Annotated in this window: 21 protein-coding genes; 1 reads left to right on the top strand and 20 read right to left on the bottom strand. The window is 60.8% G+C overall.

The window, feature by feature from the left end; translation table 11 throughout:
• Positions 1-60 precede the first annotated feature (60 nt).
• The 15 genes from AB3G88_RS20360 to ccoN (AB3G88_RS20290) all read right to left on the bottom strand — a co-directional run bounded on the left by AB3G88_RS20360 (position 61) and on the right by ccoN (AB3G88_RS20290) (position 13,339).
• Positions 61-744, bottom strand: coding sequence for a sulfite exporter TauE/SafE family protein (locus AB3G88_RS20360; protein WP_099582668.1), 684 nt, complete (start codon positions 742-744; stop codon positions 61-63).
• Complete coding sequence (ccoS, locus tag AB3G88_RS20355) at positions 737-949, bottom strand: cbb3-type cytochrome oxidase assembly protein CcoS (protein WP_099582667.1); 213 nt, start codon at positions 947-949, stop codon at positions 737-739. The genes AB3G88_RS20360 and ccoS overlap by 8 nt, the downstream gene beginning before the upstream one ends.
• A 22-nt stretch (positions 950-971) precedes the next feature.
• Positions 972-3,422 (bottom strand): heavy metal translocating P-type ATPase, encoded by a 2,451-nt coding sequence (locus tag AB3G88_RS20350; RefSeq protein ID WP_480451380.1) that lies wholly within the window; start codon positions 3,420-3,422, stop codon positions 972-974.
• Between the two features lie 149 nt (positions 3,423-3,571).
• On the bottom strand, positions 3,572-4,111 hold the full coding sequence (locus AB3G88_RS20345) for a FixH family protein (RefSeq protein ID WP_099582665.1): 540 nt from the start codon (positions 4,109-4,111) through the stop codon (positions 3,572-3,574).
• A gap of 15 nt (positions 4,112-4,126) precedes the next feature.
• On the bottom strand, positions 4,127-5,542 hold the full coding sequence (gene ccoG / locus AB3G88_RS20340) for a cytochrome c oxidase accessory protein CcoG (RefSeq protein ID WP_191947663.1): 1,416 nt from the start codon (positions 5,540-5,542) through the stop codon (positions 4,127-4,129).
• Between the two features lie 207 nt (positions 5,543-5,749).
• Positions 5,750-6,160 carry a type II toxin-antitoxin system VapC family toxin gene (locus tag AB3G88_RS20335; protein ID WP_099582663.1) on the bottom strand — a complete coding sequence of 137 codons (411 nt, stop codon included), beginning with the start codon at positions 6,158-6,160 and terminating at the stop codon, positions 5,750-5,752.
• A complete protein-coding gene (locus AB3G88_RS20330; RefSeq protein WP_099582662.1) occupies positions 6,160-6,414 on the bottom strand; it encodes a type II toxin-antitoxin system Phd/YefM family antitoxin in 255 nt (84 codons plus the stop codon). The genes AB3G88_RS20335 and AB3G88_RS20330 overlap by 1 nt, the downstream gene beginning before the upstream one ends.
• A 163-nt stretch (positions 6,415-6,577) precedes the next feature.
• Positions 6,578-7,555: a cytochrome-c oxidase, cbb3-type subunit III gene (gene ccoP / locus AB3G88_RS20325; RefSeq protein ID WP_099582661.1), complete on the bottom strand. Its 978-nt coding sequence runs from the start codon at positions 7,553-7,555 to the stop codon at positions 6,578-6,580.
• Positions 7,552-7,737, bottom strand: coding sequence for a CcoQ/FixQ family Cbb3-type cytochrome c oxidase assembly chaperone (locus AB3G88_RS20320; protein ID WP_003175465.1), 186 nt, complete (start codon positions 7,735-7,737; stop codon positions 7,552-7,554). Before AB3G88_RS20320 ends, ccoP (AB3G88_RS20325) begins: the two co-directional genes overlap by 4 nt.
• Before the next feature lie 5 nt (positions 7,738-7,742).
• Entirely contained in the window at positions 7,743-8,351 is a 609-nt protein-coding gene (gene ccoO, locus AB3G88_RS20315; RefSeq protein ID WP_003193167.1) for a cytochrome-c oxidase, cbb3-type subunit II, read from the bottom strand.
• Positions 8,351-9,793 carry a cytochrome-c oxidase, cbb3-type subunit I gene (gene ccoN, locus AB3G88_RS20310; protein ID WP_112196428.1) on the bottom strand — a complete coding sequence of 481 codons (1,443 nt, stop codon included), beginning with the start codon at positions 9,791-9,793 and terminating at the stop codon, positions 8,351-8,353. Before ccoN (AB3G88_RS20310) ends, ccoO (AB3G88_RS20315) begins: the two co-directional genes overlap by 1 nt.
• A gap of 354 nt (positions 9,794-10,147) precedes the next feature.
• Positions 10,148-11,095, bottom strand: a complete 948-nt coding sequence (gene ccoP / locus AB3G88_RS20305) for a cytochrome-c oxidase, cbb3-type subunit III (RefSeq protein ID WP_099582659.1) — start codon at positions 11,093-11,095, stop codon at positions 10,148-10,150.
• Positions 11,092-11,292, bottom strand: a complete 201-nt coding sequence (locus AB3G88_RS20300) for a cbb3-type cytochrome oxidase subunit 3 (protein ID WP_099582658.1) — start codon at positions 11,290-11,292, stop codon at positions 11,092-11,094. Before AB3G88_RS20300 ends, ccoP (AB3G88_RS20305) begins: the two co-directional genes overlap by 4 nt.
• 3 nt (positions 11,293-11,295) lie before the next feature.
• A complete protein-coding gene (ccoO, locus tag AB3G88_RS20295) occupies positions 11,296-11,904 on the bottom strand; it encodes a cytochrome-c oxidase, cbb3-type subunit II (protein WP_099582657.1) in 609 nt (202 codons plus the stop codon).
• Positions 11,905-11,914: 10 nt separating this feature from the next.
• Positions 11,915-13,339, bottom strand: a complete 1,425-nt coding sequence (gene ccoN, locus AB3G88_RS20290; protein WP_480451374.1) for a cytochrome-c oxidase, cbb3-type subunit I — start codon at positions 13,337-13,339, stop codon at positions 11,915-11,917.
• 79 nt (positions 13,340-13,418) lie between these two features.
• Between ccoN (AB3G88_RS20290) and AB3G88_RS20285 the strand changes: the two genes are divergently transcribed.
• Positions 13,419-14,111: an alpha/beta family hydrolase gene (locus tag AB3G88_RS20285; RefSeq protein WP_480451372.1), complete on the top strand. Its 693-nt coding sequence runs from the start codon at positions 13,419-13,421 to the stop codon at positions 14,109-14,111.
• Between the two features lie 334 nt (positions 14,112-14,445).
• Here AB3G88_RS20285 and AB3G88_RS20280 read toward each other — a convergent pair whose 3' ends face one another.
• From AB3G88_RS20280 to AB3G88_RS20260, 5 genes are all read right to left on the bottom strand, one after another.
• Entirely contained in the window at positions 14,446-16,011 is a 1,566-nt protein-coding gene (locus tag AB3G88_RS20280; RefSeq protein WP_112196426.1) for a methyl-accepting chemotaxis protein, read from the bottom strand.
• Positions 16,012-16,120: 109 nt separating this feature from the next.
• Positions 16,121-17,437 carry a glycosyltransferase family 4 protein gene (locus AB3G88_RS20275; RefSeq protein WP_480451370.1) on the bottom strand — a complete coding sequence of 439 codons (1,317 nt, stop codon included), beginning with the start codon at positions 17,435-17,437 and terminating at the stop codon, positions 16,121-16,123.
• The gene (locus AB3G88_RS20270; RefSeq protein ID WP_480451368.1) at positions 17,434-18,669 is read right to left on the bottom strand and encodes a glycosyltransferase family 4 protein; all 1,236 of its coding nucleotides are present in this window, start codon (positions 18,667-18,669) and stop codon (positions 17,434-17,436) included. Before AB3G88_RS20270 ends, AB3G88_RS20275 begins: the two co-directional genes overlap by 4 nt.
• 6 nt (positions 18,670-18,675) lie before the next feature.
• Positions 18,676-20,382 carry a hypothetical protein gene (locus AB3G88_RS20265; protein WP_480451366.1) on the bottom strand — a complete coding sequence of 569 codons (1,707 nt, stop codon included), beginning with the start codon at positions 20,380-20,382 and terminating at the stop codon, positions 18,676-18,678.
• Positions 20,383-20,506: 124 nt separating this feature from the next.
• Positions 20,507-20,926: a hypothetical protein gene (locus AB3G88_RS20260; protein WP_480451364.1), complete on the bottom strand. Its 420-nt coding sequence runs from the start codon at positions 20,924-20,926 to the stop codon at positions 20,507-20,509.
• Positions 20,927-20,931 lie beyond the last annotated feature (5 nt).

Here is a 20,931-nt window from a genome sequence, read left to right as displayed (position 1 = left end):
GGGGTGGGGATGGCATCTTGATTTGCATCAACGGGGAGCGGCGCTATGCCACATGGCGATTCAATGGCCCATCAACCAGTGCTGGTGCGGTCCTGGCAAGGTCCAGATCCCGAACACGATGACCAGCAAGCCACCGGCCATGCGCACGCTGCGTTTGCGCAATAACGCGGTAACGCGCTCGGCTGCCAGCCCGGTCGCCAGCAGCACCGGCCAGGTGCCCAGCCCGAACGCGAGCATCAGCAGTGCACTGTCCAGCGCATTGCCCTGGCTCGCGGCCCACAGCAGGGTGCTGTAGACCAAACCGCACGGCAACCAGCCCCAGAGCGCGCCCAGCAGCAAAGCGCGGGGCAGGCTCGACACCGGCAGCAAGCGCGTGGCAACCGGCTGGATATGCCGCCACAGGCCGCGTCCGAGGCTTTCAATGCGGGTAAGGCCGCTCCACCAACCCGCCAGGTACAGGCCCATGCAGATCAGCAGTAAGCCGGCGAGCACGCGCATGAACATCGCCGCCGGGCTATTGGCCACGGCCCAGCCGGCCAGGCCGACCAACAGCCCGGCCGTGGCGTAACTGAGGATGCGCCCCAGGTTGTACGCCAGCAGCAGGCGAAACCGGCGGCTGCGTTGTTCCTTGGGAATCGCCAGGGTCAGCGCGCCCATCAGCCCGCCGCACATGCCCAGGCAATGGCCGCCGCCCAGCAGGCCGAGGATCAGCGCGGAGACCAGCAGCGGCGCCAATTCAAGCATGAGGCGGGTCTTTGGGCGGTTGATCCGGGCCGTTGGCTTCGTCGATGGCGGCCAGGTGGTTCGGGTCCTGGTCGTCGAACAGCACGCTGTGGGCCGGGCCGTCGAGGTCGTCGTACTGGCCGCTGTCCACGGCCCAGAAGAAGATGTAGATGGCGATGGCCACTATCAGCAGCGCCGCCGGAATCATCACGTATAAAGCTGGCATCTGCACTCCAGGCCCGCGCGGCTCATACGGGCAGCGGGCGGGTGATTGAGGGCGCGCTGACGGCCTGCGCGCTCGGCAGGCGAGTCAGGCGCAGGGCGTTGAGCACCACGGTCAACGAACTGATGGACATGCCGACCGCCGCCCAGATTGGCGTGATCCAGCCCAAGGCAGCAAACGGCAACATCAGGCCATTGTATAGGCCTGCCCACAGCAGATTTTCAATAATCACCCGTCGAGTGCGCCGCGCCAGACTGAAGGCCTGCACCAGGGCGTCGAGGCGATTGGAGAGCAGCACCGCATCGGCGCTGGTCTTGGCCAGGTCGGTGGCCGAGCCCATGGCCACGCTGATATCGGCGGCGGCGAGCACGGGGACGTCGTTGACCCCATCGCCGAGCATCAGCACCTTGCGGCCTTCCTTGTGCAACTGTTGCAGCACCTGCAGCTTGTCGTCGGGGCGCAGGCCGCCGTGGGCTTCGTCGATGCCCAGCTCAAGGGCGACACTGGCGACCATCGGCGAACTGTCCCCGGACAGCAGCAATGTGCGCCAGCCGCGCGCCTTGCACGCGGCGAGCAGCGCCGGGGCGTCGCTGCGCAGGCGGTCATCCAGCACGAACCAGGCGAGGGCGCCGCTGCGGTCGCCGAGCAGCAGCCATTGCCCAGCATCGTCCGGCGAGGCGGGGATCGGGCAGCCACTGAGTGCGCAGACAAACGCCGGCTGGCCGATGCGCAGCAGACGCTCGCCCACGCGACCTTCCAGGCCCAGGCCGGGGGTGCTGAGTACTTCATCAGCGGCCAAGGGCGCACGGCCAAAGGCGCGGGCAATCGGGTGTTCGGAGCGGTTTTCCAGGGCGGCGGCGAGGCCCAGGCAATCGTCGCTGCCCAGCTCGCCCAAGGGACGGATGGCGCGTAGGGCCAGGCGGCCTTCGGTCAGGGTGCCGGTCTTGTCGAAAATCACCGTGTCGATCTGGTTCAGGCCTTCCAGCACATGCCCACGGGTCAGCAGCAGCCCGAGTTTGTGCAGGGTGCCGGTGGCGGCGGTCAGGGCGGTTGGTGTCGCCAGGGACAACGCACACGGGCAGGTCGCTACCAGCATGGCCAACACGATCCAGAACGCCCGTGATGAGTCCAGCTCCCACCACAGCAGGCCGATCAATGCGGCGGCAATCAGCGAACACAGCAGAAACCATTGCGCGGCGCGGTCGGCGATTTGCGCCAGGCGCGGTTTTTCGGCCTGGGCGCGCTCCAGCAGACGCACGATGGCGGACAGGCGTGTCTCGTGGCCGAGGGCGCGCACTTCGACGTTCAGCGCGCCTTCGACGTTGAGGGTGCCGGCGGTGACGCTGTCGCCGACCCGGCGCGGTTGCGGCAGGTATTCGCCAGTGAGCAGGGACTCATCGATGCTGGACTGGCCGTCGAGGATCACGCCATCCGCTGGCAATACCGCGCCCGGATGCACCAGCACGCAGTCGCCCAGGGCCAGCTCGCTCAACAGGATGCGTTCGCTCTGGCCGTCGCCTTTCAAGCGCAGGCACGAAGCCGGCAGCAGGTTGACCAGTTGGGCAGTGGCCGCCGCTGTGCGCTCGCGGGCGCGCCGCTCCAGGTAGCGACCGGCCAGCAGGAACAGCGCAAACATGCCCACGGCATCGAAATACAGCTCGCCGACCCCCGTGATCGCGGTCCAGATACCCGCCAGGTAAGCCCCGCCAATGGCCAGGGACACCGACACGTCCATGGTCAGGTGGCGCGTGCGCAGGTCACGCATGGCGCCCTTGAAGAACGGCGCACAGCTGTAGAACACGATGGGGGTTGTCAGAAACATCGCCACCCAGCGCAGGATCACATGCAGTTCCGGGCTCAGGTCGATATTGAATTCGGGCCAGGTGGCCATGGTTGCCATCATCGCCTGAAACCACAGCAATCCGGCCACGCCGAGTTGGCGCAAGGCCAGGCGGTTTTCGCTGGCCAGTTGCTCGGCGGCGCGGTCGGCTTGATACGGGTGGGCGGCATAGCCGATATGGCGCAATTCGTTGAGCACCTGGCTCAACGGCAGTTGCCCGTCGGCCCAGCGCACCTGCAAGCGATGGTTGGACAGGTTCAACCGCGCCTCGGCCACGGCGGGCAGGCTGCGCAGGTGTTTTTCGATCAGCCAGCCACAGGCGGCGCAGCTGATGCCTTCCATCAGCAGGGTGGTTTCGGCCAGTTCGCCCTGGTGGTGCACGAAGGGTTTTTGCACATCGGCGCGGTCGTATAGCGCCAGTTCGTCCACCAGTTGCACCGGTAGCGACTCGGGATTGGCCGAAGCTTCGCTGCGGTGCTGGTAGTAGCTTTCCAGGCCGCCGGCCACAATCGCTTCGGCTACGGCCTGGCAGCCCGGGCAGCAGAGCTCGCGGCGCTCGCCGAGGATGTCGGCGGTGAACCGGCTGCCGGGCGGGACGGGCAGGGCGCAGTGGTAGCAGGGGGTTGGGCTGGTCATGGTTACGGATCTTGGTTGGCTGGGAGGGCCTCATCGGGGGCAAGTCGAATCGTCGCACCGCCCCTCCCACCTTTGATCTGTGAATACATTCAAAATGTGGGAGGGGCGGTGCGACGATTCGACTTGCCCCCGATGCGCGAAGCGCGGCTTTATTTTTTCAGGTCTTCGGCGCCCTGCAACGGCTCATCCCCCAACAGCAAGTCCTTGTCGTGGCTGACCTCTTCTTCTTCGAACAGGCGCCAGGTCTTGTCGCCTTCCACGCCGAGCAGTTCCACGAAGCGGCGGCCTTCGACTTTGTCGGTGACTTGGCCGATGTAGCGGCCAGGTTCGCTGTCGCTGCGGGCCAGGTTGATCTTGCGGTCCTTCTCCGGCTGGGTCGGGGAGATCAGGTTCAGTTCCAGGGTGTTCGGGTTGCTGTAGCCGGTGAGGTTCAGTTCGACTTCGCCGGTCAGTTCATCCAGGTGCAGCTTGGCCCGCAGTTGCAGGGTCTGGGCCAGGCGTTCGCGGTCGAGGGAGCGGTTGATGCCTTTGCCGGCCTCGTAGTAGTTGTCGTTGACCAGGTTGTCCGGGTTGTTCACCGCGATGGTCACCATGGACAAGGTCAAGGTCACCGAGCAGGCGAGGATGCCGATGATGATCCAGGGCCAGAGGTGCTTGTACCAAGGGCTTGCGGCAGTTGCTAGGGGCATTGTTCCGTTCTCTCTTTATCGGACTTGTGGGCCGATGAATCGGCTCTTGGCTTCAATGTGGACGCTGGCGTCATCGGCATCGGTGAGGATGAACTTCACCTCGTTGGTGCTCGATGGCAGTTGTTCCGGCGCACTCGACAGCTCCACCGGCATGCTGACGATATCGCCGGCCGCCACCTTGATTTCGCGACGGCCTTGCAGCTTGAGGTCGGGCAGGCCGGCGGCGTCGAGCACGTAGGTGTGGTCTCGCTGGTCCTTGTTCATGATCTTCAGGCTGTAGACGTTTTCGATGCGGCCTTCGGCGTTCTCGCGGTAGAGCACGCGGTCCTTGCTCACGTCGAAGCCCACCAGCGAGCGCATGAAAAACGCAGCCGCCAACAGGCTGATCATCGCCAGCAACACCAAGGCGTAACCGATCAGGCGTGGGCGCAGCTTATGGGTTTTTTGCCCGGACAGGTTGTGTTCGGTGGTGTAGCTGATCAGGCCGCGCGGGTACTCCATCTTGTCCATGATGTTGTCGCAGGCGTCGATGCACGCGGCGCAACCGATGCACTCGATCTGCAGGCCGTCGCGGATGTCGATGCCGGTGGGGCACACTTGCACGCACATTGTGCAGTCGATGCAATCGCCCAGGCCCTGGGCCTTGTAGTCGATCCCTTTTTTACGCGGGCCACGCAGTTCGCCACGGCGTGGGTCGTAGGAGACGATCAGGGTGTCTTTGTCGAACATCACGCTCTGGAAGCGCGCGTACGGACACATGTAGATGCACACCTGTTCGCGCAGCCAGCCGGCGTTGCCATAGGTGGCGAGGGTGAAGAAGCCGACCCAGAAATACGACCAGCCGTCGGCCTGGCCGGTGAAGAAGTCGAACACCAGTTCGCGAATCGGCGAGAAGTAGCCAACGAAGGTCATGCCGGTGGCAAAGCCGATCAGCAGCCACAGGCTGTGCTTGCTGAATTTACGCAGGAACTTGTTGGCGCCCATCGGCGCCTTATCCAGTTTGATGCGTTGGTTACGGTCGCCTTCGGTGACTTTTTCGCACCACATGAAGATCCACGTCCACACGCTTTGCGGGCAGGTATAACCACACCACACGCGGCCGGCGTACACCGTGATAAAGAACAGGCCAAACGCGGCGACGATCAGAATGCCCGACAGCAGAATGAAGTCCTGGGGCCAGAAGGTCGCACCAAAAATGAAGAACTTGCGCTCCGGCAGGTTCCACCATACGGCCTGGTGACCACCCCAGTTCAGCCACACCGTGCCGAAGTAGAGCAGGAACAACGCAGCGCCGCCGAGCATGCGCAAATTGCGGAACAGGCCGGTGAACGCGCGGGTGTAGATTTTCTCGCGCGGGGCATAGAGATCGACGGTGGTGGTCGAGTGTTTGGCAGGCGGGGTAACGTCATGTACCGGTATTTGGTCGCTCATCATTGCATCCCACGGCGGTGGAGATTTGCCTCGGCCAGTACGTGCCAACCGGGGTCAAATTAGGGGTCTTGCAGTGGCGTAATGATACGCCCCCGATGCGGTGCAAAGGGTGCGACCTTTGGTCGCGTTGGGAGAAATCAATTGATGGTGTACGTGATCTGGATCAATTGACTTGGCAAGTATGGTCGGTTTTTGCGAGTGGGACGGTCATTCGTCCCACGGATTAATCAGCGGGACACCGCTGGATTTGAAATCGCTGACGTTGCGCGTGACCACCGTGAGCCCATGGACCAGGGCGGTCGCAGCGATCAGTGCGTCACTTTCATTGGCGCGGTCGGGTACATGCAGGCGTGCACAACGTAAGGCGACGGCGGCGTCGATTGGCAGGATCCGGGCATCGAACGCGGGCATCACATGCCGCTTGAGCCAGGTGCGCAGTACCTTCCCTTGCGTGGGGTCGCGGCGCTCAATGCGCAGCACTCCGGTTTCCAATTCCTTCAACGTAATCGCTGAAATAAACAGGTGGGACGCGATGACACTTTTTGCCCAGGCCACGACATTCGCATCCGCCTGGGGTTTACGAAGTTCAGAGATCACGTTGGTGTCGAGTAGATACATCAAGAGAGGTCCACGGGTCGATGAGTGATCACGGCACGTTCGGTTTCGAATTCCATATCGGCCGCTTCCGGCATCACCAGCAGGTCCACGATGTCGGCGTTGAGACCTGTCAATTTCTGGTAGTCCTCAATGCTTAGCAGTACATGGGCAGGTTTGCCGCGATCGGTGATGAAAACCGGCCCTTGCCGGGCCGCTTTTTTGGCACCGCTTGTGTCTTGATTGAATTCGCGGCTGGAAATAGTGGTGATGGTCATGGGGGAACCCCCTTTATCAGATGCAATGTAGGTACGTTACTACTTAGTCAGCAGGGACCACAACCCGGGGTTATCAACGGTCGCCCAGGTCCTGGCCCAGGCTGCAGAAATAAAAAAGCCCCGCCAGCGTTCGCCAGGCGGGGCTCGGTTGTGTCCGAGGCCCTTACTGTTCCTCGGCCTTCTTGTCCCCATGGGACAAACTGTAAACATACGCCGCGAGCAGGTGCACCTTGTCATTGCCTTGCAGTTGTTCCTGCGCCGGCATCTGGCCCTGACGGCCGAAACGGATGGTCTGCTGCAGTTGGGCGTAGCTCGAACCGTAGATGAAGGCGCCGGGGTGGGTCAGGTCTGGCGCGCCCATTGCCGGGGTGCCTTTGCCGGCCGGGCCGTGGCAGGCCACGCAGTTGGCGGCAAAGAGTTTTTCGCCGTTGGCCACGTCGGCCTTCACACCCTCCGGCAGCTTGCGACCGTCAAGTTGGGTGACCACGTAGGCGGCGACGTCGCTGACGCCTTCTTCATGAATGACTGGCAACCAGCCCGGCATCACGGCATGGCGGCCCTTCATGATGGTTTCCTTGATGGTGGCCGGCTCGCCACCCCAACGCCAGTCGGCGTCGGTCAGGTTGGGGAAACCGTAAGCGCCCTTGGCGTCGGAACCGTGGCACACCGAGCAGTTGGAGGCGAACAGGCGGCCACCCATCTTCAGGGCTTGCGGGTCCTTGGCGACTTCCTCAATCGGCATCGAGGCGAACTTGGCGAAGATCGGCCCGAACTTGGCGTCCGACCTGGCCATTTCCTTTTCCCATTCGTGCACGCCGGTCCAGCCGGTCTGGCCGTTGGCGAAGGGGGTTTGCTTGTCGTTGTCGAGGTAGTTGTAGCCCGGCAGCAGGCCTTTCCAGTTGCCCAGGCCGGGGTACAGCACGAGGTAGCCGAGGGCGAAGATGATGGTGCCGACGAACAGCATGAACCACCACTTGGGCAGCGGGTTGTCGTACTCCTCGATGCCATCGAACGAGTGGCCGACGGTCTCGTCGGTTTGCTCGGCGCGCTGGCCCTTGCGGGTCGACAGCAGCAGCCAGGTCAGGGCGAAAATGGTACCCAGACTGAGGACTGTGACGTACAGACTCCAGAACGTAGTCATTCTTTGTTACTCCTAGAAGCTTGCTCGACGTGCTTGATGGCTTCGGGATCATCCGCAAAGGGCAGCAAGGTCGCGTCCTCAAACTCCGACTTGCGCTTGGGGCTGAACACCCACAACGCCAGGCCGATAAAGGCCACCATCACCACAACGGTGCCCAGGCCACGAATCATCCCGATATCCATGTAGGTCACCGTTTGCTTTTGATGATGGTGCCAAGGCCTTGCAGGTAGGCCACCAATGCGTCCATTTCGGTCTTGCCCTTCACGGCTGCGGCTGCACCGGCGATGTCTTCGTCGGTGTAGGGCACGCCCAGGGTGCGCAAGACTTCCATCTTCTTCGCGGTGTCCTTGCCGTCGAGCTTGTTTTCCACGAGGAACGGGTACGCCGGCATTTTCGACTCAGGCACCACGTTGCGCGGGTTGTACAAGTGCGCACGCTGCCAGTCGTCGGAGTAACGCCCGCCCACGCGGGCCAGGTCCGGGCCGGTGCGCTTGGAGCCCCACAGGAACGGGTGGTCCCACACGCTTTCACCGGCCACCGAGTAGTGGCCGTAGCGTTCGGTTTCGGCGCGGAACGGGCGGATCATCTGCGAGTGGCAGCCCACGCAGCCGTTGGCGATGTAGACGTCGCGGCCTTCCAGTTCAAGGGCGGTGCGCGGCTTCATGCCTTCGACCGGCTTGTTGGTCACGTCCTGGAAAAACAGCGGAACGATTTGGGTCAGGCCGCCGATACTCACGGCGATGACCATGAAGAAGGCCAGCAGGCCGATGTTCTTCTCGACTACTTCATGCTTCATCAGTGGGCTCCCACAACGGCGATCTGGGCGGCGGCTTCGGCTTGCGCCGGGTCGGAGGCACGCACGGTGCGCCAGACGTTGTAGGCCATGAACAGCATGCCGGTGGCAAAGAACGCACCGCCCAGGGCACGGACGATGTAGCCCGGATGGCTGGCTTGCAGCGCTTCGACGAAGGAGTAGGTGAGGGTGCCGTCATCGTTGATCGCACGCCACATCAGGCCTTGGGTGATGCCGTTGACCCACATCGAGGCGATGTAGAGCACGGTGCCGATGGTGGCCAGCCAGAAGTGCGTGTTGATCAGCCCGACGCTGTGCATCTGCGCACGGCCGAACAGTTTGGGGATCATGTGGTACAGCGCGCCGATGGAGATCATCGCCACCCAACCGAGGGCGCCGGCGTGTACGTGGCCGATGGTCCAGTCGGTGTAGTGGGACAGCGAGTTGACGGTCTTGATCGCCATCATCGGCCCTTCGAAGGTCGACATGCCGTAGAACGCCAGGGAGACCACGAGGAAACGCAGGATCGGGTCGGTGCGCAATTTATGCCAGGCGCCCGAGAGGGTCATCATGCCGTTGATCATGCCGCCCCAGCTTGGCGCCAGCAGGATAATCGACATCGCCATGCCCAGGGACTGCGCCCAGTCCGGCAGCGCGGTGTAGTGCAAATGGTGCGGACCGGCCCAGATGTACAGGGTGATCAGCGCCCAGAAGTGCACGATGGACAAGCGGTAGGAGTAGATAGGACGTTCGGCCTGTTTCGGCACGAAGTAGTACATCATCCCCAGAAAACCCGTGGTCAGGAAAAAACCTACGGCGTTGTGCCCATACCACCACTGGATCATCGCATCCGTCGCACCGGCATAGGCCGAGTAGGACTTGAACAGGCTGACCGGCAACGATGCGTGGTTGACGATGTGCAGCATCGCCGTGACCACGATGAATGCGCCGTAGAACCAGTTGCCCACGTAGATGTGCTTGGTCTTGCGCTTGACGATGGTGCCGAAGAACACCGCACCGTAGGTCACCCACACAATCGCCAGCAAAATGGCGATCGGCCATTCCAGCTCGGCGTATTCCTTGGTGGTGGTGTAGCCCAGCGGCAGGCTGACGATGGCGCCGACGATGACTGCTTGCCAACCCCAGAAGGTAAAGGCGGCGAGGCCGTCGGAGATCAGTCGCGTCTGGCAGGTGCGTTGCACGACATAGTAGGAGGTGGCAAACAAGGCACATCCGCCGAAGGCGAAAATCACCAGGTTGGTGTGCAGCGGGCGCAGGCGACCGAAGGTCGTCCATGGCAAGTCGAAATTCAATTCCGGCCAAACCAGTTGCGAGGCGATGAACACCCCGAGCCCCATGCCAAGGATCCCCCAGACCACCGTCATGATGGCGAACTGGCGGACTACCTTATAGTTATAAGCAGTCGGACTGATTGCTGTGCTCATTCTAAGGTTCCACGGTTTAGGTTTTTTTATAGGTAAAATCGGCCGCAAGTATGTAGAAAGCGAGGGGCCATTGCAACGCAATGGCTGACCTGGATCAATGCGTTCAACGCCAGATTCTGCGCCCTTTCCATGTTTGGCGTAAGGACAAAATCAGAAATCGAAAGCTGATCGAGTGGACAGGAAATTTACGGGGTCGCAACGCTAGCCGTTGCGTACGCCGGAATCGGTCCGCTGTGGGTCAAGCGTAGACCCGAATGGCGAGGGGGGAAAGTTGTGCTTTGGAAGGGTGTGACACTCGGTCACACGGCTCGGTCACTGTGGAGAGGGAGCAAGCACCCTCTCCACAAGTAACAGTTATTGAGGTTGGCTTTCTGGCGTTGCGCCATCAGCGTTGTGGGACAGGCTGTACACGTAGGCGGCCAGCAGATGCACCTTGTCATTGCCTTGCAGCACTTCCTGCGCCGGCATCTGGCCTTGACGGCCATGGCGAATGGTCTGTTGCAACTGCGCCAGGCTGGTGCCGTAGATATAGCCGCCTGGCAGCGTCAGGTTCGGCGCCCCCATGACTTCCATGCCGTGGCCTTCCGGCCCGTGGCACGCTACGCAAGTGGTGTTGAACGCGGCTTTGCCCGCATCCAGGTCGGCAGTGCTGTTGGCCGGCAGCGGCAACTTGGCCAAATCGTGGCGGACATAGGCGGCAACGTTCTTCACACCGTCATCACCCAGCATCTCACCCCAGGCCGGCATCGCCGCGTGGCGACCGTTCAGGATGGTGGTCTTGATCGCCTCAGCCGAACCGCCCCAGCGCCAGATGTTGTCCGCCAAGTTGGGGAAGCCGAACGCGCCCTTGGCATCCGAGCCGTGGCACACCGCGCAGTTGGAGGCGAACAGGCGACCGCCCATCTTCAGCGCCTGCGGGTCCTTGGCCACTTCTTCCACGGGCATGGCCGAGAATTTGGCGAAGATCGGCCCGAACCTGGTGTCGGCCTTGGCCATTTCCTTGTCCCATTCCTTGGCCGACGTCCAGCCGTCTTCATAACCCGGCAGCACGCCTTTCCAGTTGCCCAGGCCGGGGTAGAGGACCAGGTAGCCGACCGCGAACACCAGAGTGCCGGCGAACAGCATGAACCACCACTGGGGCAGCGGGTTGTCGTATTCCTCGATGCCATCGAAGGCGTGGCCCATGGTCTGGTCCACGCTGCCTTTGGTCTCGCCCTTGCGGGTGCCGATCAACAGCCAAGTCAGGCCGATCAGGCTGCCGAGGGTCAGTACGCAGATCCATGTACTCCAGAATAGGGTCATGGCCGGTTGCTCCTTGTTGCAGGCGCTTCTTGAGCGTCGGATGGAGAAGGTTCATCGGCGAAGGGCAGCAGGCGCGCCTGCTCGAATTCCTCATTGCGCCGGTTGTTGAACACCCACAGCGACAGGCCGATAAAGGCAATGGCGACGACCAGCGTGCCAAGGCCGCGGATGGTGCCCGCATCGAATTCAAATCCCATGGCTCACCTCTTGCTCTTGATGGCAGTGCCGAGCACTTGCAGGTATGAAACCAGCGCGTCCATCTCGGTCTTGCCCTTGAGGCTGGCGACCGCGGCAGTGATGTCGTCGTCGGTGTACGGCACGCCGAGGGTGCGCATCACCTTCAACTTGGTCTCGGTGTGGCTGCTGTCGACCTGGGCCGTGACCAGCCACGGGTAGGCCGGCATTTTCGACTCGGGCACCACGTTGCGCGGGTTGTACAAATGCGCGCGGTGCCAGTCGTCCGAGTAGCGGGCGCCGACGCGTGCCAGGTCCGGACCGGTGCGCTTGGAGCCCCACAGGAACGGGTGATCCCACACGCTCTCGCCCGCCACGGAGTAGTGGCCGTAGCGTTCGGTTTCGGCGCGGAACGGGCGGATCATCTGCGAGTGACACTGCACACAGCCTTCGCGGATGTAGATGTCGCGGCCTTCCAGTTGCAGCGCGGTGTAGGGTTTCATGCCTTCCACCGGCTTGTTGGTCACATCCTGGAAGAACAGCGGGACGATCTGGGTCAGGCCGCCGATGCTCACAGCAAGCACCATGAGCAGCATCAGCAGGCCGACGTTCTTTTCAATCGTTTCGTGTTTCATCACAGACTCCTCAGGCCAACTGCGCAGTGGTAGTGGCTTCGACTGGCTGCGGCGAACGCACGGTGCGCCAGGTGTTGTAAGCCATCAGGAACATGCCGCTGAGGAACACCGCACCGCCCACCAACCGCACGATGAAGCCAGGGTGACTGGCCACCAGGGTTTCGACGAAGGAGTAGGTCAAGGTGCCGTCTTCGTTGATCGCCCGCCACATCAGGCCCTGGGCAATGCCGTTGACCCACATCGAGGCGATGTAGAGCACGGTGCCGATGGTGGCCAGCCAGAAGTGCGCGTTGATCAGGCCGAGGCTGTACATCTGCTCGCGACCGAAGATTTTCGGGATCATGTGGTACAGCGCGCCGATGGAAATCATCGCCACCCAACCGAGAGCGCCGGCATGTACGTGGCCGATGGTCCAGTCGGTGTAGTGGGAGAGGGCGTTGACGGTCTTGATTGCCATCATCGGGCCTTCGAAGGTCGACATGCCGTAGAACGCCAGGGAGACCACGAGAAAACGCAGGATCGGGTCGCTGCGCAACTTATGCCAGGCGCCCGACAGGGTCATCATGCCGTTGATCATGCCGCCCCAGCTCGGTGCCAGCAGTACCAGCGACATCACCATGCCCAGGGACTGTGCCCAGTCCGGCAGCGCGGTGTAGTGCAAGTGGTGCGGGCCGGCCCAGATGTACAGGGTGATCAGCGCCCAGAAGTGCACAATGGACAAGCGATAGGAATACACCGGACGTTCGGCCTGCTTGGGCACGAAGTAGTACATCATCCCCAAGAAGCCTGCAGTGAGGAAAAAGCCTACCGCGTTGTGCCCATACCACCACTGCACCATGGCATCCGTCGCACCGCCGTAGAGGCTGTAGGACTTGGTCAGGCTGACCGGGATTTCCAGGTTGTTGACGATATGCAGAATCGCCACGGTGATGATGAACGCACCGAAGAACCAGTTGCCGACATAGATATGCTTGGTGTTGCGCTTCATTACCGTGCCGAAGAACACGACGGCGTAGGCCACCCAGACAATGGTGATCAGGATGTCGATCGGCCATTCCAGCTCGGCGTATTCCTTGGAACTGGTGTAGCCCAGCGGCAAGGTGATCGCGGCCAGCAGGATGACCAGTTGCCAGCCCCAGAAGCAGAACGCGGCGATTTTCGGCGCGAACAGTTGAGTCTGGCAGGTGCGTTGCACCGAATAGAACGAGCTGGCAAACAGCGCGCAGCCGCCGAAGGCGAAGATCACCGCGTTGGTGTGCAGTGGGCGCAAACGGCCAAAGCTGGTCCAGGGCAAATCGAAGTTGAGCGCGGGCCAAACCAATTGGGCGGCGAGAAAAACCCCGAGCCCCATGCCGACGATGCCCCACACCACCGTCATAATGGCGAATTGGCGGACCACCTTGTAGTTATAGGCGGTACTTAAAGTAGTGTTCATGGTTCCCCATCCACGGTTCAACCCAAGCAAGTGCGGCACTTGGGCTGGAGTTATAGGCAGACTAAATAGCGAGGCAAGCATGGGCAAAGAGCACAAGGCCAGTATTGACGGGGATCAATGGGCGCAGTGTGTGCGGGAACGCGGCTGGTTGTGGGATGGGGCGAAAGGGTCTATCGCGCGTCCGCCGGTGACGCTGATCCTGGCTCACGGCGCCGGTGCGCCGATGGACTCATCCTTCATGAACGACATGGCTGCACGCCTTGCCGGGCATGGCGTCAACGTGCTGCGCTTCGAATTTCCCTACATGGCCCAACGCCGGTTGGACGGCGGCAAACGCCCGCCGAACCCGGCACCGAAACTGCTGGAAGCCTGGCGCGAGGTATATGCCGAGGTGCGACGTCATGTCGCTGGGAAACTGGCCGTTGGCGGCAAGTCCATGGGCGGGCGCATGGCCAGTTTGTTGGCCGATGAACTGGGCGCAGAAGGGCTGGTGTGCCTGGGCTATCCGTTCTATGCCGTGGGCAAACCGGAAAAACCACGGGTCGAACATTTGGCGGGGCTGAAAACGCCGACGCTGATCGTGCAGGGAGAGCGCGATGCGTTGGGCAATCGGGCGGCGGTGGAGGGGTATGTGCTGTCACCGAGCATCGAGGTGATTTGGTTGGTGGCGGGAGATCATGACTTGAAGCCGTTGAAGGCATCGGGGTTCAGTCATGAGCAGCATCTGGAGGCTGCGGCGGTGCAAGTTGCCGGGTTTCTCGGCGGCTGTTAGGGCCTTATCGGGGCATAGGTATCTACACAACTTCCCGTGGATGCTGAATCTATGGCAACTGGGCTGTTGTGGTGAGCGGGCTTGTCCCGCGCTGGGCTGCGCAGCAGCCCCATCAAAGCCACCGCGTTTTTTCAGAAAAACCAAGTTGCCTGGTTTTGGGGCTGCTGCGCAGCCCAGCGCGGGACAAGCCCGCTCACCACAGAGTTATGTATAAGCCTTTGAGAGTTGTGTAGATAGCTATGCTTATCGGGGGCAAGCCCCCTCCCACATTTTGACCACATTCCAAAGTTGGAACTCGGTCCAATGTGTGAGGGGGCTTGCCTCCGATAGCGGTCTACCGGTTAAACCGCTCTACCAGCGAATACTGGGTATTGGCCGTATGCGTCAGCTCTTCACTCAATTGCGCCGAATTCAGCGCCTGCTCCGACGTCTGGTCCGCCAACAACGCAATCGTACTGATGTTGCGGCTGATCTCTTCAGCCACCGAGCTTTGCTCTTCAGTCGCTGCTGCAATCTGCGTCGTCATGTCAGTGATATGCGCCACCGCTTCGCTGATTCCCACCAACGCCTGATCCGCTTCCATCACCCGCGCCACACCTTCTTCAGCCTGGCGATGCCCGGCGTCCATGGTTTGCACGGCGGCGGCGGCGGTTTGTTGCAGCTTGGCGATCAGGGCATGAATCTGCCCGGTCGACTCGGCCGTACGCTGCGCCAGCTGGCGCACTTCGTCGGCCACCACGGCAAACCCTCGGCCCATCTCGCCGGCACGCGCTGCTTCGATAGCGGCGTTCAACGCCAACAGGTTGGTCTGGTCGGCAATGCCTTTGATCACGTCGACAACGCCGCCGATCTCGTCACTGTCCTTGGCCAGCTGGGTGACAGTCACGCCGGTCTCACCCACAGCCACCGACAGGCGCTGAATCGCCTCGCGGGTTTCCCCGGCGATGTCGCGGCCGCGACCGGTCAGGCGATTGGCTTCCTGGGTGGCATCAGCCGTGCGCTGCACATGGCTGGCGACTTCCTGGGTGGTCGCCGCCATCTGATTGACCGCCGTGGCCACCTGTTCGGTTTCCACGCGCTGGCGTTCCAGGCCGCTGGAGCTGTTGTGCGCCAGGGTGTTGGACTGCGCCGCCTGGTCGTTCAGATGCTCGGCAGTGTCCTGCAAGCGCGTAAGACAGGTCTTCAGACGTGCTTCCTGGCTGAGGATCGACATCTCCAACCGCGCCTGTGCGCCACGGCTGTCGGTGTACATCTGCGCGATCAACGGGTCGGAGGTGGTCTGCTCGGCCAGGCGCAGCAGGCGCTTGAGGCCGCGCTGTTGCCAGCTCAGGCCCAGCAGGCCCAACGGCACCGACAACCCTGCCGCCAGGGCAAAGCCCCAGTGGGAATTGAGCGACGCACCGATCATGAAACTCAACTGGCTGACCAGGATAAACGGCAGCCAGTCCTGCAACACCGGTAGCCACTTGTCCCGCTGGGGAACGGCCGACTTGCCCTGGTTGATGCGTTGGTAGAGCGCTTCGGCCCGGCGGATCTGCTCGGCGGTGGGCTTGATGCGCACCGATTCGTAGCCGACCACCTGGTTGCCTTCGAAGACCGGCGTCACATAGGCGTTAACCCAGTAGTGATCGCCCGTCTTGCAGCGGTTCTTGACGATGCCCATCCATGGCAAGCCTTGTTTGAGCGTGGTCCACATATGCCCGAACACCGCCGCCGGCACATCCGGGTGACGCACCAGGTTGTGCGGCGCGCGCAGCAGTTCTTCACGGGTGAACCCACTGATCTCGACGAAAGCGTCGTTGCAGTAGGTGATCACGCCTTTGGCATCTGTGGTTGAGATCAACCGTTGCTGAGCGGGGAAGGTGCGTTCGCGCTGGGTAACGGGTTGGTTATTACGCATGGTTGTTCAATCCGCAAGGCTTTCAGGGGGTATCGGCACGCAGAGCGAAATATTGAAGATTATTCTTACAGCACGTGTAAAAAACCGCAGGTTCAAGGGCCCTGTTCGTCTAGCCCAACAGAGAGGCGGCCATCACTTCGGTGATGACTGGGAATCGGCAGGGTGAACTCATCCAGTCCAAGCGCAGAAAGGCCCAGCGCTTGATTGCTTGGAAGTGCTGCAGGATACGGCCAGGTGCTTTCATTCGTCGCGGGGTGCTCAGCACATCCAGCGCCATGTGGTGCTGGATCAGGCTGCGGGAATAGTTTTCCTTGAACGCGGTCCGGTTGACGGTCGACAGGCTCAATCGGTCCAGGGCCTGCAGCGCGCCGTCGATATCTCCGGGTTCAAACACGCAGGCATTGGTGATCTTGGCGGTGGTGAACTGCTTGGCGTAACCGGCCAGCCCCGCCAGGATCGGCTTGCCGGTGGCAGCGTACTCGAACAGTTTGGAGGGCAACACGCGCCGAAAGGACTTGAAGGTGTTGAGGTGCAGAAAAAGGATATCGGCTTGCCGGTAATGCTCGATCAGGTTGGAGCGTTTGGTCGGGGCGATCAGCTCAACATTAGTAATGTTTTGCTGCGCCAGGGCGCTGCGCAGTTTGTCCGCGCTACCGCCGTCACCGATGACATAGAACTGGGCCTTGCTCGCCAGCTTCTGCGCCAGCGCCGGTAGGATATGCTCAAGGCCCTGACCTGCGCCAATGTTGCCCGCGTACAGGATTTTAAGGCGGCTCGCGTGGGGGGCGGGCACTTGCGGGCTGCCCAAGGGCGGCAGGAACAGGTCATCGACGCCATTGGTATACGTCGAAAATGCCAGGCCTGGGTAACGCTCGACAAAGTAGTCCTCGAAGCCCGGGGAAATCAGGTTGACCCGACTGGCCTGGTGGATCGTGAAGCGCTCCACCCAAGAGAAGAACAGGGTCACCATCCGACCAAACTTACCGGGGAAAAGCTCGGGCAAGGTATCGACGAAAATATCCCGGATATCCAGGTACAACGAGGTTTTGCTCCTGAATGATAGGGCCGCGCCCAACGCGGCGGTCATCAGGCGTGATGAAGACGCGACAATCAGGTCGTACTCCTGACCCTTGACCGCGTTGTTCACACCACGGGCATAGGCGGTAAACGCCCTGACTTGATCGGCCATCCTGCTTTTGTGAGGGGGCAGGGGAATGCGCCGGATCGTCAAGCGTGGGCCCGCCTGAAAATCCTCGGCCTGGGTGTTGTACGAGTGGTAGCGGTTAGGCTGCGTCGTGAGCACATCGATGTGCACGTTGGCGCCACTGTGCGCCAGCAGTGCCTTGGCCAGCGCTTCGACGCGAAACGAGCCTGCCGCCAGGTCCGGCGGGTAGTAGAAGCTCAGGAGCAGGATGCGTCGGGTCATTGGCGTGGGGCGCTATGCCCGCGCTCCAGTACGGTTTGGTACAGGTTCAACAACTGATCTTCCTGCTGCTCCCAATTGAGCTGCGCGGCGGCCTGTGACGCTTTTTGCGCCAGCACTTTGCGCAGTTGCGGGTCGCTGGACAGTTGATTGAGTGCAGCACTCAAGGCGGCATCGTCACGGTCGCGCACCAATAGCCCGATATCGTATGCCCGCACAATGCGTCGAATCTCCGGCAGGTCGGTCGCCACCACGGGCAGGCCGGCAATCAGGTACTCGAACAGCTTGTTGGAGTCGGTGGTGAAATGGTTCAGACAGGTATTTTCAATCGGTTGAACCCCGATGTCCGCTGATGCCGTATAGCTGGGCAAGTCGGCCAGGGAAACCATCGGGATAAAGTGCACCTGTTCCGTCAGGCCCAGCGCCTGGCTGAGTTCGCTCAAGGGCTTGGCCAGGCGGCCGCCACCGACGAACACAAAATAAGTCGCGGGCACCGTCGCGGCGATCCGAACCAGGCGTTCAAGGCCGCGGCCTTGCTGCAACCCACCTTGATAGATCACCACCGGCCAGGCCTGGGTCAGCCCCAGTTCCTCGCGAATGCGCCCGGTGGAAGGGCTGACCGTGAAGCGCGGACGATTTTGCAGCACCACGGGACGCGGGATCCCGTAAGCGCGGGCAAAGAACTTGGCGCGGGCGTCGGTCGTGGTGATCGTGCCCTGTACCCTCGGCATCAACGTCCGTTCCACGCGGGCCACCAGGCCACGGAAGCTGTTATAGCCTTCACGGCTGGTGCTGATTTCATGGGCGTCATACACCACCTTCGCCCCGCATAACTTGGCCGCCAGCCAAGCCGTGGGCAAGGTATTGACGTCATGGGCATGCACCACCGTCGGCCGATGCCAGGCTATCCGCGCCAGCAGGCCGAGGTGAGTCCACAACCGTGCAACGATGCGTAGGACTTGTCGGGTGGGGCTGAGGCGGCCGATTGCGCCGCTGGCCGAGGCAGCTGCTGCCGGCGCTGCTGTGCGGGACTTGCGCAGCTTCCATAACGGGCTGCGCGCCACACGGACCACCTGAGTACCGTTTTCCAGGCGCTCCTTCTCCTGCGTGACGCCGGGTGTGTGCAAGGCAAAGACCGTCACGTGATGACCAGCGGACTGGAGCGTCTGGGCTTCCTTTAAAACACGTGCGTCGTTGCGGAATTCATTCCAGACGATCATGGCGATGCGGGTCACTGGCGGTTATTCCTGTTCATGACTGGACGTTTTAAGAAGCTCAATTTGCTCAAGCATGGTGGGTAGCAGGGCAATGGCGTCGCTGAAGTTCGAGCGGTAGCACAAGCGCTCAAAGGCGTAAGTGAATGCGCATAACACGATGGCGGCGGCGGGCACATTGGCCAGGATTTGGCGCTTCAACCTGGCAGTCTCAATGGCATGTTTGAGTTTGGCGTGTTCCCCCACAGGCCAATTTGAACCGACGGGCTCTATTTTCCAGCTGGCCCAGTGACTGACGTGTGTAGTCCCCGTGTCGTCAATGAGCAGCGTGTCTGACGTGGTGTCTTGAGAAATGATTTGCCTCGGCAAGGCGGCCAGCACGTCAATCAGAACGTGGTAGTGCTCACTGAACCGTTCAATATCAGGCACCTGTTCCGGTGTGGAAATAATATGAAGGTTCTTGATGACGTCGCGGGAAAGTCTTTGTTCGAGGTATTGATGGGAACGACTGAAACGCATGACCAGCGATTCCGCTGGCTCAATGCACAGCAGTTGTTCGTTGATGGAGACAACGCCGTTTCCGATTTCTCGATGCAACAGCTTTCGATAGTTATTAAAGTTGAAGACGTGACAGGCCAGGTTTTGCACCTTGGTTCTTCCGGCGAACCGCGGAGCTGGGGCGTCCGGGGTGTTTTTCAACAGCGTATGTTCTTGCTCGGCCAGTGACTTGCTGTTCTCGCCGAATAATTTGAACAAATATTTTTCGGGCTGGGCACTGTGTGTTGACGCAAATTCTGCTTCAAAAGAGTAGATGTCCGCGCGACCCATCTGGTGCCAGCGGGTGGAGACCAGCGTGAGGTCCGCAGACGTGACACAGCTGATTGCGTTCGCCATCCAAAGGTCGCGCTGGGTCTTGTCGAGCAGCGCAGTCATGTTGTCGGCGTAGGTGCCGTTATCCACAATGAGTTGCTGATTGTGGAAGAACAACGCGTTGATCTGGCGGTGCTGAGAGCGCAGCGCAATGATGTCCTGCAGCAGGATGTTGAAGCGGGACATGCCCTGTCTGATTAACAGGAGCGAGATCAAGGCTGGGAAGATCTTGGGCGGCGACAGGTACAAGAAATCAACGATCATGCAGGCGAAAATGAATAGAAAACCGACTGAGCACAGCGCATTCAAAGTGACCGCGTGATGCTGGTCAAGCAATCGCCTGATCGAGGTTTTATTGTTGTAGAGATTGACCAGGCCCAAGTAGGCCAGTGTGCAGTAGATAAGGGTGGCAGAGAAAAGCAGCGGGTAGATATAGAGCAATGTGGTGAGTGAAGCAGCGGCGAAAGTGCCCGCCGACAGGCCACGGGTGAAACGTGCGTAAGCCTGGGAAGCTACCTGCTGCTGATTTTCAAACAGGGTGAGTTTTCCACTGTTTTTAAGCAGCGTTTGCGCGCCTTTCTTCGCGTGATGGGAAATGATGAATTCGCAGGTCAGATAGAGCAGGTAGCAGATCAGCGCGAGCAGGCTGAGCCCAACGATAAGGTGGGTTTTTTGCAGGCTTTTCAAGTACAGCGGATAGTATTTTGGAACGGTGTCCGACCCGAGCAGGATCAACACTTTTATCGGCAGGAAGAATGTAAGAACCAGCAATATCTGTGCGAACAGGTTCGCCGCAAGCACGGTGAGGGTCGCCGCAGGTGTGACGGCGTAGAACTTGCGACCCAGCGAGTAATACCACCCCAAAGTAGATTTAATGCTTCTTTGAAGTCTAGTCATCGTAGGTTGAATGGGGACGTCATAAGCCAATATTACCTTTGTGCTCGATCTGCAGGAGCCCCGCGGGGCTCAATGCTTCTACCGGTATTCTTCAGATTGACTGCCAATACAATGAGAGCTGGCTGGTTTGACCGGCGGCGGTCGTTTGTTCCTGATAGATGCTGCCTACGACCGGGAGGCCAGGTTTGTAGTAATGAACCTTGAACGCCTTGTCACTGTTTTCAATGACTTTTCGGGTGTAGCCCAACTTTGAAAATTTATGGAAAACAGTGTTCTCGGCAACTTTAGCTCCCGAATCGAACTTGATTTCGTGCAGCTTCAACGCGCCCTTTGCATTGGGCTTGGCAAGCGTTTTGACCAGTTCGCCGCTGAGGGAGATTTTTTCGCCATCGCTCAGCGTCAGGGTGTTGTTGCTCGCAGCTTTCGTGGCGCTCTGTGAGGTTGAAGCATCTTCGTTTCCGCAACCCGCCAGGCTGAGCAGGGCAGTGAGAAGGATGGCAATTTTTTTCATGTTGA

The organism is Pseudomonas arvensis, assembly GCF_056688935.1.
The sequence above is the reverse complement of the archived record's forward strand: the minus strand, read 5'-3'. Positions and strand labels throughout refer to the sequence as shown.